Origin of the sequence: Solibacillus merdavium (genome assembly GCF_014836935.1) — a bacterium.
Lineage (GTDB): Bacteria > Bacillota > Bacilli > Bacillales_A > Planococcaceae > Solibacillus > Solibacillus ferritrahens.
Genome location: NZ_JACSPW010000008.1, coordinates 95,300 through 111,876, shown reverse-complemented (window position 1 = coordinate 111,876; position 16,577 = coordinate 95,300). Strand labels below are relative to the sequence as shown.

Here is a 16,577-nt window from a genome sequence, read left to right as displayed (position 1 = left end):
TAATGGAAAACGCGTTAAAGCAATTTATTGAGCAAAATATCCCACAAATTGAAGCGACGATGTATGAGCTTGTAGAAAAAATTCAGGCACCGGCCCATTTGAAAGAGTCGATGCTCTATTCACTAAAAGCAGGTGGAAAACGAATTCGTCCATTATTTGTCGCGGCGGTTTGTGAAATGTATAATCAATCGCTAGAAGCAAGCTATACAGTTGGCTCTGCGGTTGAAATGATTCATACGTATTCTCTAATCCATGATGACTTACCTTGCATGGATGACGATGAGTTGCGTCGTGGTAAGCCTACGAACCATGTCGTGTATGGAGAGGCATTGGCAACATTGGCAGGTGATGCATTAAATACAATTGCGTTTGGAGTCATTGCTCGACTGAACAATATTCCTGCAGAAAAACGAATTGAACTGATAAATTTATTAAGTGTTGCTGCAGGTGCAGAAGGAATGGTCGGTGGACAGATTCTGGATATGGATGGCGAAAAACGCCTTTTAAACTTACAGGAGCTTGAAACAGTTCATGTAAATAAAACAGGAGCATTATTGCGCTTTAGCATCGAATCGGGTGCCGTTTTAGCAGGTGCTAGTGAGTCAGACCGTCAAGCTTTAGTAGAATATGCACACCATATTGGTTTAGCGTTCCAAATCCAGGATGACATTTTAGATATTGAGGGAACTTCAGAGCAACTAGGTAAAACAGCAGGTAAAGATATTGTAAGTGAAAAAAGTACATACCCTGCATTACTAACATTAGAAGGTGCAAAAAGTAAACTTAATGAGCATTATGAACTGGCAATTGAGGCATTAAGGAAGATTGATATCGATACTTCCTTACTTCAACAATTTGCACAATATATTGTGAGACGTAATAACTAAAATGTGTTAAACTTTTTTCTTGGGTTGTACATTGATATAATAGAAAAATCACAAAGGTGAATAAACTGATGAAAAGGTGCGTGTAGAGATGGATTTAACTAAAATTTCTAGTCCATCCTTTTTAAAAGACTTGAATAAAAAGCAACTAGAAGCGCTGGCAGGCGAAATTCGCGCTTTTCTAATCGAAAAATGTTCAATAACTGGCGGTCATATTGGCCCTAATTTAGGCGTAGTTGAGCTGACGATTGCATTGCATAAAGCTTTTAATAGTCCAAAGGATAAATTTTTATGGGATGTTGGACACCAGGCATATGTCCACAAAATTTTAACAGGTCGGGCAGGCCAATTTGATACTTTACGTCAATTTAAAGGGCTATGCGGTTTCCCGAAGCTTGTCGAAAGCGAACATGATATGTGGGAAACGGGTCATAGCTCCACATCTTTATCTGCAGCGATGGGTATGGCAGCAGCTAGGGATATTAAAGGAGATAAAAACTTTGTAGTTCCTATTATTGGTGATGGTGCTTTAACTGGCGGTATGGCTCTGGAAGCGCTTAACCATATCGGTCACGAAAAAACAAATATGATTGTCATTTTAAATGACAATGAAATGTCGATTGCGCCAAATGTCGGAGCACTTCATGACGTATTGGGTAGACTTCGTACTGCAAAGGAATATTCTCGTGCTAAAGAGGACTTGGAATCATTAATCCACAAAATTCCTATGGTCGGCGATAAATTGGCAGCTACTGCAGAGCGTGTAAAAGATAGCTTAAAATATTTGGTTGTTTCAGGTGTTTTCTTTGAAGAATTAGGTTTCAAATATTTAGGTCCTATCGATGGACATGATTTTGAAGCATTAGAAAAAACATTGGACTATGCAAAAAAAGTTCAAGGTCCAGTTTTAGTGCATGTTATTACGAAAAAGGGTAAAGGCTACAAACCAGCAGAAGATGATACAGTCGGTACGTGGCACGGAACTGGTCCATATAAAATGGAAACAGGTGCATTTGTAAAATCTGCCTCTAAAGGTCCTGCGTGGAGTAGTTTAGTGGCGGAATCGGTTCGTAAATGCATGAATGAGGATAACCGCATTGTGACAATTACACCAGCAATGCCAGTTGGATCGAAGCTTGAAGGGATTCAACGCGACTTCCCGAATCGTTTTTATGATGTCGGAATTGCAGAGCAGCATGCAACGACAATGGCTGCAGGTCTTGCCACACAGCAAATGAAACCGTTTTTATCGATTTATTCGACGTTTTTGCAGCGTGCGTATGATCAGGTTCTACATGATATTGCACGTCCAAACCTGAATGTATTTATCGGAATTGACCGTGCAGGCTTAGTTGGAGCTGATGGCGAAACACATCAGGGCGTATTTGATATTTCATTTTTACGTCATATCCCAAACTTCGTATTAATGATGCCAAAGGATGAAAATGAAGGCCAGCATATGGTGAAAACTGCACTAGAGTATAATGATGGTCCTATAGCACTTCGTTATCCTCGAGGTAATGGCTATGGAGTAGAAATGGATGCAGAAATGAAAGCATTGCCGATTGGTTCATGGGAAGTATTACGTGAAGGAACAGATGCCGTTATTTTAACTTTCGGTACAACGATTCCAATGGCATTACATGCAGCTGAGTTATTGGCTGACCAGGGCATTTCTGTACGTGTTGTGAATGCACGTTTTATCAAACCTATGGACGAAGCAATGTTGCATGAAATTATGCAGGCAAACCTGCCAATTTTAACAATTGAAGAAACGATGCTGCAAGGTGGTTTTGGCAGTGCAGTATTAGAATTTGCCTTCGATAAGCAATATCGCAATGTGCAGCTGGACCGTATCGGTATTCCGGACGAATTTATAGAGCACGGTGAAGTAGATCTATTATTGGAAGAAATTAACGTGACGGCTGAAGAAGCGGTAAAACGCATTACACAGCTCGTACCGAATAAACAGTCGGATAGGGTTTAATATAGAATGACAAAGCAAAAAAAAGAACGGGTAGATGTATTGCTTGTAGAGCGTGGTTTGTGCGAAACAAGGGAAAAGGCAAAGCGCTCAATTATGGCAGGACTTGTATTTTCCAATGAAGTTCGTATCGACAAAGCAGGGGAAAAAATTGAGGTTGACGCCCCTCTGCAAGTAAAAGGTTCACAATTAAAATATGTATCACGCGGCGGACTTAAGCTGGAAAAGGCACTTGAAATTTTTGATTTGTCCGTAGATGGCAAGCTAATGCTTGATATCGGTTCGTCAACAGGTGGATTTACAGACTGTGCCTTACAAAACGGTGCCCGCCATTGTTATGCACTTGATGTGGGATCGAATCAGCTCGCATGGAAAATCCGATCTGATGAACGTGTAACGGTCATGGAAAAGACAAATTTCCGTTACACAAAACCGGAAGATTTGACAGAAGGCTTACCTGATTTTGCGACAATAGATGTTTCCTTTATTTCTTTATCGCTAATTCTACCTGTTTTGAAAACGGTTTTAGTGCAAGGTGGCAATGTGATGGCCCTTGTAAAGCCACAATTTGAAGCTGGCAGGGAAAACGTAGGGAAAAAAGGAATTGTACGGGATCCGAAAATTCATTTAGCTGTATTAGAAGAAACAGCTAAAATGGCGACTGACAATGGCTTTGTTGTTAAGGATGCATCATTCTCTCCGATAACTGGTGGGGAAGGCAATATTGAATTTTTATTCCATTTGTATAACCCTCATGATGGTGAAGAAGTAGACGCATTTACAAACTTTGATCAAGTCGTAAACGATGCACATACTAGTTTAAAATAATGAAAAGTACAAAATGGGTCGATTTGACTTATTTTGTGCTTTTTATTTTTAAAATAAAGCAATCTAAACTTAGTGGAAGGAGATAAATATAAATATGAAGCATTATTTCATCGGTCTACTAAGCTTCATTGTACTTTTTGTATTTCAAACGACTGCACAGGCTGTAGACCTGAATTTGCCGTATGGTGGTGAAGTAGAAACGGTAAAAGCAAACAATGTAAATGCGCAGCTAAACGATTTAAATCAATACCCAGAATATTTTATCGGAGCAGAAACTCGAAATACGCAAATTATTATTCCGGATGAGCCGACATTGAAAATGCTTAATGCCGCACTTGAAATGACAACTTACTTATCAAATCTCTCGGCTTACAATAAAGTGAAACTATTAAAAGAATCACAGGTGAAAACCATTTTCGATGCGACTGTTATAATTGGGCTGGAAAATCAATTTAAAAATGCATCATTTAATGAGTTAATACGTAATAGTAAAGTTAAAGATGGCCTATCACTTACAATCCAGCCAATTACTTTACAACAATCTACTAAAAATATACTTGTCCTTACAGGCGAAGAGGATACTGTGTTTGAAAAAATAGGTGTATTAACAGAGGAAGTATTCATTCAGCAGTTATACGGCAGCCAATTAACCATTTCAAATATGCCAATAATAAAAAACAGGACAGATATAAATTTAATTACATTTAAAAATATGGGGATTCCGAGTATAACGTTAAGTGGTGAAAAGATGAATTCGGATACATATTCTTATTATATGCCTTACTATCCATTTATCGATATGAAGGCTAGTGTCGAACTCCACTTAAAGGTTTCTGAGATGATTCAATCAAGTCAAAGAGAGAAAAGTAACCCGCTGGAAGAATTGGTGCTTTTCGTCAACAATGTGCCTCATAGTATTAATTTACGCAACGTAAAAGCAGATAGAAATGGTGATATTTTTATTGAAGTTCCACTAAGTAAAGCGGTTTTTACAAGTTCAACTTTCATGAATATTCAGCTTACAGCAAATGGGTTGCTTAATAATCCTAAAAAATGGGTTTATATTGACGAATCGAGTACATTGAATTTTCATGTCGACAAGCAAACGGTATCACAATTCACATTCCGCTTCTTTCCATTTCCTAAAACTGATGAACCTATCACGATTGTAGTGCCCGATTTATATCGTTGGTCTGATTTATTAGCCGTATATGAGGCACTTACGATTAATAATAAGTTGCCAAAAATAACGCTTATACATACGGATAATGTTAAAACTGACCTTTTGAAAAAGAGTCATGTTATTTTTATTGGCGGTAAAAAACAGCACGAACTGTTAAAGGATGAAGTATTGGTTGTTCATTACAATGATAAAGTTCCTGATTTAACAGAGCACGGATTTTTCAATGTAATGGAATTTGCATTTATTCAAAATAATCCTTGGGATGAGGACTATGCTCTGGTAGTTTTTGATGCCGTTAGCAATACAGACCAATATGTGCCGAAGGAATTTGCAGCGAGTTTAAAAATGCTGGGGGACAATGCCAATATTGCGGTGAATGGCAGCGGTGGCAAAGTTCATACAAATCAAGCGAAAATCACCGAAAAAAACCTGACGCAAAAACTAACATCAAACATGCTTGATAGTAATAGTTTCTATCTGCTTTTCCTATTCCTATTTGTAGTCATTGCATTGATTGTTTATGTTTGGCGAAAACGGAAGAAGAAATAGTGAATTATAAGATAATATCAAAAGCTTTTCGTAAAATTATACGAAGAGCTTTTACTTTTTTTAGGTTTATAGCAGAATAAATGCTGATAAAAAAGGGTAATTGAACATATGTACGATTTTTTCTTGTATTTCTTTTATGCAAGTGGTAGTGTAAATATACATATATTCTTATCCATTTTAATGAGGTGACTTTTGTGAACAAAGGACAACGCCATATTCGTATTCGCGATATTATTACAAATAATGAAATTGAAACACAAGATGATTTAGTCGATCATTTAAAAAATGCGGGCTACAATGTCACACAAGCTACCGTTTCCCGTGATATTAAAGAATTGCATCTAGTAAAAGTTCCCCTGCAGGACGGCCGATATAAATATAGTTTACCAGCAGATCAACGTTTCAACCCAATTCAAAAATTGCATCGATCATTGGCGGATGCATTCGTATCGATTGATGGGGCTTCACATTTTTTGGTAATGAAAACATTACCGGGGAATGCCAATGCTATCGGATCGTTATTGGATCACTTGGATTGGTCGGAAATTTTAGGGACAATTTGTGGTGATGATACGATTCTAATTATGTGCCGTACAGAAAACGATCGTGAAGATATAAAAAATCGATTATTAGATATGCTGTAAATCGAGGTGGAGTGGTTTGTTAAGAGAATTAAGCATTCGAAATTTTGCTATTATAGATGATTTAACTGTAAGTTTTTCTGAAGGGTTAACCGTATTAACAGGTGAAACGGGTGCCGGTAAATCAATTATTATTGATGCTGTTAATATATTGGCCGGTGGTCGCGGATCAACCGAGTTTATCCGTCATGGTGAAAAAAAGGCGGAGCTGGGTGGACTATTCCAGGTTAATAATTGTCACCATCCGATATTTATGAAACTCGAGGAACATGGAGTGGAGGCAGAAGAAGGTACCATTATTCTGCGCCGTGATTTACATGATTCGGGAAAAAGCATTTGCCGAGTTAATGGTAAACTCGTCCCTTTATCTGTTTTACGGGATATCGGAGGCAGTTTAATTGATATTCATGGTCAGCATGAAAATCAGGAGCTCATGGATGAGAAATTCCATATTCATTTATTGGACCTTTTCGCACATCATGAACTCCAATCTGTAAAAGCGCAATATAGCGAAGCCTATGAAGCGTATCGCCAGCTAAAAAAAGAAGTTGCTGAGCTAAGTATGGACGAGCAACGGATGGCACAGCGAATCGATTTATACCAATTCCAGATTCAGGAGCTTGAACAGGCTGGATTAAAAGAGGATGAAGAGGATGAGCTGAACGAAGAACGACTTCGTTTAATGAATTTCCATAAAATTTTCGAACGGGCAAACGTAGCATATGAAGCGATCTCCGGTGATGCGAATGGTCTTGACTTTATCGGAAATGCTATGAATGCACTTGAAGATATTGTGGCGCTCGATTCGAATTTCAAAGAGCCATCAGAAGCTGTCACAACAAGTTTTTATGCTCTTCAGGATGCAGCGTATCAGATTAAAAATGTGCTTGATGATTTGGAATATGATGCTGAACGTCTAAATGAAGTTGAGCAGCGTCTGGCATTATATCAAAATATGAAACGCAAATATGGTACGACTGTGGAAGAAATTTTAAACTACTATGAAAAAATTGAAGAAGAGCTTAGCCAACTTATGAACCGTGATGAAACATTGCAACGAAATGAACAATTATTAGCGGGTATGGAAGAAAATCTAAACCAAATTGCAGACGAATTAACAGCAATTCGCAAAGAAAATGCCATAAAGCTAAGTGAAGCAATTATGAATGAATTGCGCATGCTTCATATGGAAAAAGCACAGTTTATCGTTCAGTTTAATACATTGGCACAATTTGATGCAAATGGTAAAGACTTTGTGGCATTCTATATTTCGACTAATGTCGGGGAACCACCAAAGTCGTTACCAAAAGTGGCATCAGGTGGAGAGCTTTCGCGAATGATGCTTGCTTTGAAAACAATTTTTTCAACATCAAATGGCATTACCTCAATCATTTTTGATGAGGTTGATACAGGTGTAAGTGGTCGTGTTGCGCAGGCAATAGCAGAGAAGATTGCTGCAATCTCAGTGAACTCCCAAGTATTGTGTATATCGCATCTACCACAGGTAGCGGCAATGGCTGATCATCATTATTATATTAAAAAGCAGGTTGAGTATGATCGTACCTTTACGACTCTTTCTGAAATGGAAGAAAAGGAACGCGTTGAAGAAATCAGCCGCATGATGAGTGGCTCAGAAATTACAGAGCTTACATTACAACATGCTTCAGAATTAATCCAAATGGCAAATGAACGTAAAGAATCCATGAAATAATAAATTATAGAGCCGTCTAAAAATTTTAAAAATTTTTTAGACGGCTTTTGCTGTTTTTATTATTACAAAACGATGAGCAATCGCTACTTTCAGCTAATTAGAATTGAATACATTCTAATTTTTCCTCATATCAACAAAATTTTTCCGTTCATAACTCCTTCGTTTCTTCACATAGTAAGCGCATAGAGGAGGTGAATAATGATAAAAAAATGGTCGTTACTCGTTGCAATGCTTTTTATATTGTCGCCAATGCAGGTTTTTGGGAAATCTTTAATTCCGATGGGGCATTCAATCGGAGTACAATTGCAAATGCCATATGTTATAGTTGCTCAGGACGTTTTATTAGAAAGTAGTGAATGGCTGAAAAAGGGAGAGCGGGTTTTAAAATTAAATGGTGAAAAAATTAGCCAGCTAGACGAATTATCCGGTAAAGATGAATCGTTTACCCTAACATTGGAAAATGGAAAGCAACAGCGAGAAATTAGTGTATCTGCCCATGAATTGATACATTTAAAACCATTTTTAAGAAGCGAAACGGATGGTGTAGGAACACTCACGTATATCGATCCCGAAACGATGGAATACGGAGCACTTGGCCATCAAATTGTAGACTCCACGATGAAACTGCCTCCAAAATTCAGTGAAGGTGCTATTTATGAAGCATCCATTTCACAGGTGAAAAAGAGTACTCCGGGACAACCAGGCTACAAAATTTCAATTGTAGATAAAACCCAAACACCACTCGGAACTGTTAACAGTAATGATGTATACGGTATTTTTGGGAATTGGGAACAATCATTACATGACAGTTTGCATCCACCGCTTGAAATTATACATGCCAATGAATTAAAAAAAGGAAAAGCACAAATCTTAACGGCAATCGACGGTGAAGAAGTTAATTTGTTTGATATAAAAATTGACAAACAAACGGATAATACGTTTACGTTCCATGTTGTGGATGAACGTCTTATTGATAAAACGGGCGGTATTGTTCAAGGGATGAGCGGCAGTCCGATTATTCAGGACAATCAATTTGTCGGAGCGGTTACGCACATGTTTATTGAAGAGCCTACAAAAGGTGCAGGAATTCTTGTCATAGAAATGTTAAAAAAGAGCCCATAATAAAAAATTTTTGACTATACTTTATTAAAAGTGTAGTCATTTTTTCCTTTTTTCTTTACAATAGTACATATAGAAAATTCGACAAATGAAGAACCATATATTTCCTTGTCGATAAAGGTAGAAAACATAATACTTGTTACTCATTTTTGTTAAAAGAGAAGGATTTTTAGAAATGCTGTCGAAAGTTCCCTACAGGACAATGCAAAAGGGGATTAGAATCAACTGTCGATCATTTTTGTTATATTTTTATGACAAATAATTTAGCACTTGTTAATATGCTCGGCAAAATTTGCTATTGTAGTGAATAAAGAATTGCATAAAATAAAGGGGGATTTTGATTGACAAAGGTAAAAATTGCGATTGCTGATGATAATCGTGAATTAATAAAAATGATGGAGATTTATTTCGCGAACCATCCGCAAATTGAAATTGTCGCAACTGCTTCAAATGGAAAATTGTGTATTAAAATGTTGGAAGAGCATAAAATCGACGTATTACTGCTGGACATCATTATGCCGCATTTAGATGGATTGGCTGTATTGGAAGAAATGTACAATGATGAACGTCATCTAAATACGCAGGTTATTATGCTTACTGCTTTTGGACAAGAAGATGTTATGAAACAGGCTGTAAATTTTGGTGCATCTTACTTTATGCTGAAACCATTTGAATTTGAACAACTTGTGCATAAAATTCTGCATTGTGCAGGCAAGAAATATGAACAGGAAAAACGCAGTCCAATTTTAGCGCCAAATACGCCTGCAAAAATCGATACACGTTTATTGGATACAACAATCACAGGTATTATTAAAGAGATTGGTGTACCTGCCCATATAAAAGGATATGCTTATTTACGTGAAGCAATTCAAATGGTGTACAATGATATCGAATTATTAAGTTCCGTAACGAAAATACTTTATCCGGAAATCGCCAAGAAATTCAGCACAACGCCTTCTCGTGTGGAACGGGCTATCCGTCATGCGATAGAGGTAGCGTGGAATAGAGGCAGTTATGAGAACATTTCAGAGCTATTCGGCTATACGGTGCACCATATGAAGTCAAAACCGACAAATTCGGAATTCATTGCCATGATTGCGGACAAGATTCGTATTGAAATGGTAGCTTCATAATTTAATATATTATTTAAACACGTTCATTTTCAGCTCGAATGATTATGGGGGTGTTTTTTTTTTTTTTTTTTTGATTTAAGTTTAATATGTGTGGGGAGGGGGAATAGATGAAATAAGTAAGGCCTTGAAGTCTCCCTTACCTCCTTTCAAAAGAATAATACCATGCTCGGTATTACTCACTTTTTGTGTCCAGGAAATATACTGGACGCTTTTTTTATTTCATCGTTTTTCATTCTGTTATGTGAATTTAATATTAATTTTACAATATTCATATTTTTCTTAAGTAAAATGGTATCAAACGATCAGAGGAGAGTTGATAGATGAAGCTATGGAAAATCCCTTTATTTGTACTTATAATAATTACGTTCATTCTTCTTTTAACATTTCCTTTTAATTTTAGAACAGCTTCTGCCCCAGCGGATTTTACAACGGATGTCAAAAGAAACTATATAGAAGATCTACAGCCTCAACGAGAGGAATGTTATAGTAGTATATTATTATTAGGGACGTTAGACAATTCGGAATTGAATTTGACAAGTATAAAATTGCAAGAGTATTTAAATGAACTAAATAGTTTGAAAAATGTCATAATTTTAAACGAAGTAAAAAATATAGAACTTAATGAATCTATTGAACTAGACATTTTGCTCATTAATAATACAATCAAGGCGATAGAGACTAAAGATGAACGTTACTTAAATGGAGCGTCAGAAATATATCATAGTTTATTACAATACCATCATACATTATATTAAAAGTGGATAGGTATTAATACCTTTAACGAACGGTTCTTTAGTATTATATTTAAGAGTGGGTGAAAAAGTCTTTTTTTATGAAAATTTTTAACTAAACAAATATCAATTCTTTGTATATACTGAATGTATCCGGGAGGTTGATATGTGTGGTTATTTTTGAAAATAGTTTTTTCGAAATTACAGTAGATGATGAAAAAGTATATATAAAAACAATACAACCAGGTTTTTTATTAAAAGATTTTGATATGATTGTGCGTGTAAATCCTCGCATCAAATTAACTAATTTTGCAATATTGAAAAAAGTGTTAATGGAGATTACACCTACCCCCATAGAAATTGGGACCTGGCTCCCAGCGATTACAGTTGAAGTGTCACGCGATAAAATGGCTGCTTCTCTCTTCGTCTATGAAACGGTAGAATCCATAAGAGCGAATCCACAATTATTTCTGGATGACGTTGAGAATATATTATCTCAAAATAATATTAGATATGGCATTATCGATATACAAATCGAATCTATCGTTAGTGGCAAGGCAATAATGATAGCTCAGGGAACTCCACCTGTTAAAGGGGAGGATGCGAAAATTTCTTATTTACAAATACCTAATCGTAAACCTGTTATTCGGGAAGATGGTACTGCAGATTATTACGACATGAATTTTATATTTGAAATTGAACAAGGGGCATGGTTAGGTGAAAAGATTCATGCAAAACCTGGAACCCCAGGGACAAACGTTCACGGAGAGCCCATTCCAGCACAGCCGGGACGAGATCTGCCACTGAAATATGATCGCAAATCAGCATATGAAAAGGAAGAAGACGGGAAAACGGTTCTTCTTTCAAAAATCAGTGGTGTGTATGAAAATCATAAAGGAATGGTAAGTGTCAATTATCATTTGCCAATCACTGGTGATGTTAGTGTTGAAACTGGAAATATTGACTTTAAAGGATCGATTTCTATACGCGGTACGGTTCAACCCGGATATTCAGTCATTGCTAGTGGGGATATTTCGATTGAAGGACCAGAAGGTGTTTCAGGAGCAAAGCTGATTAAATCGACCAGTGGAGATATTTTTATCCGCGGCGGTATTTTTGGAATAGGTCAAACACGTGTTGAAGCTGGAGGCAGTATTTTCGTGAAACATGTAAACGAAGCACACCTGGTCGCAGGGAAAGATGTTAATATTGGCTTTTATGCTTTAGGTTCTATTATTACAGCACAATCTATTTTTGTGGATGAACGAAAAGGAAAAATTATAGGTGGTACAGCCATTGCCAAAAATAAAATCGTTTCTGCCATTACCGGAAATCGATTGGAACGGCGAACGGAACTAATTATTAATAGTGTAAATAAAGCAGAGGGACTTGAGCTCATCCAATCGAAGGCAGCGTTGCTGAAGACACTACAGGAAGATGTAATGCAATTGGACAGCCAAATAAACCGTCTAATGCCTCTCGTCCAGAATATGACGAAGCCACAGCTTGCAGCGTTTGAGCAAACAAAGGAGCAGCTCGACAGTAATAAATCATTGGCAATGGAATTGGATCGGGAAATTAAGCAGTTAATGAATGATCTGCGCAAAGTTGGAAAGGAAGAAATCGTAGTGAAAAAAGAAGCTTACCCAGGGACGTATATCCAAATTGGCAAAAAGTCTTCGTTTTTATCGACGATGACGAATGGAAGATTTTTAATTGAAAATGGAGAGCTGAATGTATAATGAATGAAATACCGGTTTTTGCTCATCGTGGTGCATCGAGTTTTCATTTGGAAAATACTTTATCTGCATTTAAAAAAGCAAAAAAACTAGGTGCTGATGGCATTGAACTTGATCTCCAAATTTCGAAAGATGGCATTTTAGTTGTGTTTCATGATATGGATTTGAAAAGGCTTGCTGGAATAAATAGACTTGTTTCGCAGTGTGACTACAAGGAGCTCGTACAGTACAATTTAGGCCCTCGCTTTAAACGGTTTTTTCTTCGAGAGCGGATGATGTCTTTCGAGGATGTGCTAAAGTGGGCTATTAAAGAAAATATAGCACTGAACATAGAATTAAAAGAATCACTAATATCCAAAGAGAATGTGCTGAAAACATTCCTACATAAAATAAAATTGCCGGCAAACAGTCATTTCTCGTCATTTCATGAATCGCTTTTAAAAACAGTAAAAGAAGTCCTTCCAAAAGCTGAGACGGCTATTATTATAACAAAAAAGTTTGATTGGACTTCATTAGGAAAGTGCGATTATATAGATGCCATTCATGCACATAGGAAATATTACAAAATGCAGTATTTGGAAATGTGCACAGCAGCAAATATTGGCATACGCTTTTACGGGATCAGGGGGAACGAACTATATTTAAAAAGTCCCCATCAAGCGGTGATTGGTTGGATAACCGATTTTCCGCATAAAGTACTGGAAGCTCAACAACGTAAAAAAGGTGTCTAGATTATTTTCTAGGCACCTTTTTCATATACTCAATTATTTTTGCCAGCGCTCTGACACTTTGCCACGCTTGCGATCTCGATGAAGTAAAAAACCAGCGAAAAACAAAAATGCTACCGCAAAAAAGATGGCTCCTACGACGAACTGTAACCAAATCCATGGAAATGGTGAGATTAATATACCAAAAAGAGTATCACGCATAAATTTAATACCAGCAGCCATTAATATTGCTGGTATGACTAGAACGATAAATGCAGCCATACGTGCCATTTAAAGACCTCCTACCGACTGAATGCATAGCCCACTGTATAATCGAGCATATGTCTATTTTGATTGAAGTTTCACTTAATTTTACAATGCCACAAAAGAATGTCAATAATGTCCATCGAATTTAACAAATTCAAATAAGAAATATGTCGAATTTACATCAACATGTTATGTTGGCATAATAAACTTACAAAAGAAAGAAATGCTTTTTTTAGTGCTATTTAATGTGCAAAATTATCCGAATTTTCTAATTTAATTAAATTCAGAGATTTCTAGTTGCATCATTTTTAAATTATAAGTATTGTAAAAATAACGATAATAAAATTATACAAATTTAAGTATTTATTATCTTAATTAACAAAAAATAATAATATACGAGAAAGTAAGCGCTTTCTTAATTGGAGGAGTAGAGTATTATGGAAATTTTCAAGTACATGCAGAAGTATGATTTTGAGCAAGTTGTCTTTTGCCAAGATGAAGCATCGGGGTTAAAAGCAGTAATTGCAATTCATGATACAACATTAGGTCCAGCTCTAGGAGGTTCACGGATGTGGACTTATGCCTCAGAGGAAGCGGCAATTGAAGATGCACTTCGTCTAGCCCGTGGAATGACATATAAAAATGCGGCGGCAGGTTTGAATTTAGGTGGTGGTAAAACCGTAATTATTGGGGACCCATTCACAGATAAAAACGAAGAAATGTTCCGGGCTTTAGGGCGCTTTATCCAAGGATTAAACGGTCGCTACATCACAGCAGAAGATGTAGGCACGACGGTTGCCGATATGGATTTAATACATGAAGAGACAAATTACGTAACAGGTATCTCGCCAGCATTCGGCAGCTCTGGCAATCCGTCGCCAATTACTGCATATGGTGTATTTTTAGGGATGAAAGCAGCGGCAAAGGAAGCGTTTGGTGATGATTCACTGTCGGGTCGTACAGTAGCCGTACAAGGGCTTGGAAATGTTGCGTACACTTTATGTGAATATTTACATAAAGAAGGCGCGAAATTGATCGTAACTGATATTAATCAGCAAGCTATTGACCGTGTTGTAACAAATTTTGATGCAGTCGCAGTTGCACCTGATGCAATTTACGAGCAGGAAGTCGATATTTTCTCACCATGTGCACTTGGCGCAATTGTGAACGACGTAACGATTCCTCAATTAAAAGCAAAAGTGATTGCAGGTTCGGCGAATAACCAGCTGGCAGAATCGAGACATGGTAAAGTATTACATGAAATGGGTATTGTCTATGCACCGGACTACGTAATTAATGCAGGTGGTGTAATTAACGTAGCTGACGAATTATACGGCTATAACCGTGACCGTGCGATGAAGCGCGTTGAGACGATTTACTCAAGCTTGGAGAAAATTTTTGCGATTTCGAAAAAGGAAGACATTCCAACATACTTAGCAGCGAATCGTTTGGCTGAAGAGCGTATTGCCCGTGTAGCAAAATCTCGCAGTCAGTTCCTGCAAAACGAAAAAAACATATTAAATGGACGATAATAGATTTCTTTTAGCCTATGTTAAACCTTGCTAAAAAGAAAAACCTTTCGTAAATAACGCGGATGTGGCTTTGATCAGAAAATGCCATATGCGGACATTTGCAGAGGTGTAAGAGATTTTTAATTGCAAAAAGGGGTGTTGGAAATGGCAAGAGATTACGATGTTGTGATTTTAGGCGGTGGCACAGGCGGTTATGTTGCTGCGATCCGTGCATCACAGCTTGGCTTGAAAACGGCGATCGTTGAAAAGAATAAGCTTGGAGGCACATGTCTACATGCGGGCTGTATTCCTACGAAGGCATTGCTCCGCAGTGCAGAAGTATATGTACAATCAAAAAAAGCGCTTGATTTTGGAGTGGAAGTTAATGATGTAAAGGTTAACTTCGAACAAGTTCAAAAGCGAAAGTCAAACGTCGTAGAGCAACTTTATAAAGGTGTCCAACACTTAATGAAAAAAGGGGAAATCGATGTATATGACGGTTTCGGACGAATTATGGGCCCTTCTATATTCTCACCGATGCCGGGCACCATTTCAGTAGAGATGAATGACGGTACGGAAAATGAAATGCTTGTCCCAAAAAACGTAATTGTCGCTACAGGCTCCCGTCCTAGACATCTGGATGGATTAAAAGTCGATGGTAAAAAGGTTTTCACATCGGATGAATTTTTAACAATTGAACAGCTGCCGAAGTCCGTCATTATTATTGGCGGTGGTGTAATCGGTGTTGAGTGGGCTTCGATGCTTGTTGATTTTGATGTGGATGTCACGATTTTGGAACTGGGTGACCGTCTGTTACCGACAGAGGACGATGCGATTTCTGCCGAGATGCTGAAATCACTGAAAAAGCGTGGTGTGAACGTCCATCTGAATGTGAAACTTGATCCTTCAGCAATCGATGTACAGGACAATGTATCATTACAGCTAGATGAGACTGAAATTTCAGCAGAGGCACTTCTATTGTCAGTAGGAAGAATAGCGAATACAAAAAATATCGGACTTGAAAACACGGAAATAGAAGTCGAAAACGGCTTTATTTCAGTAAATGATAATTTCCAGACGAAAGAAAGTCATATATATGCTATTGGAGACGTTATTGGAGGGATGCAGTTAGCGCACGTCGCATCACATGAAGGCATTCTGGCGGTGGAACATATTGCTAACAGGAATTCTACTCCACTCCACTACGCCAACATTGCAAGAGGTGTATACAGTAATCCAGAAGTAGCAAGCGTTGGTCTTACAGAACAACAAGCAAAAGATAACGGCTATAATGTCATTACGAAAACTTTCCCGTTCAAGGCAATAGGTAAAGCCATTGTTTATGGGGAAACAGAAGGATTTGTAAAGGTCATTGCGGATGAAAATACAAATGACTTAGTAGGTGTACACTTAATCGGTCCTCATGCAACAGATTTAATATCTGAAGCGGCACTGGGGCTATTTTTGAATGCTTCTCCTTGGGAACTTGGACAGATGGTGCATTTGCATCCTTCACTGAGTGAAATTATCGGAGAAGCTGCACTCGCGATTGAAGGAAAAGCAATTCACTTTTAACTTCTTGTAGCTTTT

At 37.5% G+C, this 16,577-nt stretch carries 14 protein-coding genes; 13 read left to right on the top strand and 1 reads right to left on the bottom strand.

Going from position 1 to position 16,577, the window contains the following annotated elements; all coding sequences use genetic code 11:
• The first annotated feature begins 2 nt into the window (after positions 1–2).
• The 11 genes from H9632_RS10180 to H9632_RS10130 all read left to right on the top strand — a co-directional run bounded on the left by H9632_RS10180 (position 3) and on the right by H9632_RS10130 (position 13,233).
• Complete coding sequence (locus H9632_RS10180; RefSeq protein ID WP_191703992.1) at positions 3–887, top strand: polyprenyl synthetase family protein; 885 nt, start codon at positions 3–5, stop codon at positions 885–887.
• 88 nt (positions 888–975) lie between these two features.
• Entirely contained in the window at positions 976–2,871 is a 1,896-nt protein-coding gene (dxs, locus tag H9632_RS10175; protein ID WP_191703991.1) for a 1-deoxy-D-xylulose-5-phosphate synthase, read from the top strand.
• Positions 2,872–2,877: 6 nt separating this feature from the next.
• On the top strand, positions 2,878–3,696 hold the full coding sequence (locus tag H9632_RS10170) for a TlyA family RNA methyltransferase (RefSeq protein WP_191703990.1): 819 nt from the start codon (positions 2,878–2,880) through the stop codon (positions 3,694–3,696).
• A gap of 94 nt (positions 3,697–3,790) precedes the next feature.
• Positions 3,791–5,428, top strand: a complete 1,638-nt coding sequence (locus tag H9632_RS10165; RefSeq protein WP_191703989.1) for a hypothetical protein — start codon at positions 3,791–3,793, stop codon at positions 5,426–5,428.
• A 194-nt stretch (positions 5,429–5,622) separates the two neighbouring features.
• Positions 5,623–6,072 (top strand): transcriptional regulator AhrC/ArgR, encoded by a 450-nt coding sequence (ahrC, locus tag H9632_RS10160; protein ID WP_191703988.1) that lies wholly within the window; start codon positions 5,623–5,625, stop codon positions 6,070–6,072.
• A 16-nt stretch (positions 6,073–6,088) separates the two neighbouring features.
• A complete protein-coding gene (gene recN / locus H9632_RS10155) occupies positions 6,089–7,780 on the top strand; it encodes a DNA repair protein RecN (RefSeq protein ID WP_191703987.1) in 1,692 nt (563 codons plus the stop codon).
• A 198-nt stretch (positions 7,781–7,978) separates the two neighbouring features.
• The gene (locus H9632_RS10150) at positions 7,979–8,902 is read left to right on the top strand and encodes a SpoIVB peptidase S55 domain-containing protein (RefSeq protein ID WP_191703986.1); all 924 of its coding nucleotides are present in this window, start codon (positions 7,979–7,981) and stop codon (positions 8,900–8,902) included.
• A gap of 338 nt (positions 8,903–9,240) precedes the next feature.
• Positions 9,241–10,032 (top strand): sporulation transcription factor Spo0A, encoded by a 792-nt coding sequence (gene spo0A, locus H9632_RS10145; protein ID WP_191703985.1) that lies wholly within the window; start codon positions 9,241–9,243, stop codon positions 10,030–10,032.
• A gap of 320 nt (positions 10,033–10,352) precedes the next feature.
• Positions 10,353–10,787, top strand: a complete 435-nt coding sequence (locus tag H9632_RS10140; protein WP_191703984.1) for a hypothetical protein — start codon at positions 10,353–10,355, stop codon at positions 10,785–10,787.
• Positions 10,788–10,933: 146 nt separating this feature from the next.
• Positions 10,934–12,505, top strand: a complete 1,572-nt coding sequence (locus H9632_RS10135; protein ID WP_191703983.1) for a FapA family protein — start codon at positions 10,934–10,936, stop codon at positions 12,503–12,505.
• A complete protein-coding gene (locus tag H9632_RS10130; RefSeq protein ID WP_191703982.1) occupies positions 12,505–13,233 on the top strand; it encodes a glycerophosphodiester phosphodiesterase in 729 nt (242 codons plus the stop codon). The genes H9632_RS10135 and H9632_RS10130 overlap by 1 nt, the downstream gene beginning before the upstream one ends.
• 33 nt (positions 13,234–13,266) lie before the next feature.
• On the opposite strand, the gene H9632_RS10125 is transcribed toward H9632_RS10130, so the two are convergent.
• Positions 13,267–13,500 (bottom strand): DUF2627 domain-containing protein, encoded by a 234-nt coding sequence (locus H9632_RS10125; protein ID WP_191703981.1) that lies wholly within the window; start codon positions 13,498–13,500, stop codon positions 13,267–13,269.
• Positions 13,501–13,913: 413 nt separating this feature from the next.
• Here H9632_RS10125 and H9632_RS10120 point away from each other — a divergent pair, with 413 nt between their 5' ends.
• Both H9632_RS10120 and lpdA read left to right on the top strand, forming a co-directional pair.
• A complete protein-coding gene (locus tag H9632_RS10120) occupies positions 13,914–15,008 on the top strand; it encodes a Leu/Phe/Val dehydrogenase (RefSeq protein ID WP_191703980.1) in 1,095 nt (364 codons plus the stop codon).
• A 144-nt stretch (positions 15,009–15,152) separates the two neighbouring features.
• Complete coding sequence (lpdA, locus tag H9632_RS10115) at positions 15,153–16,562, top strand: dihydrolipoyl dehydrogenase (protein WP_191703979.1); 1,410 nt, start codon at positions 15,153–15,155, stop codon at positions 16,560–16,562.
• Positions 16,563–16,577: the final 15 nt, after the last annotated feature.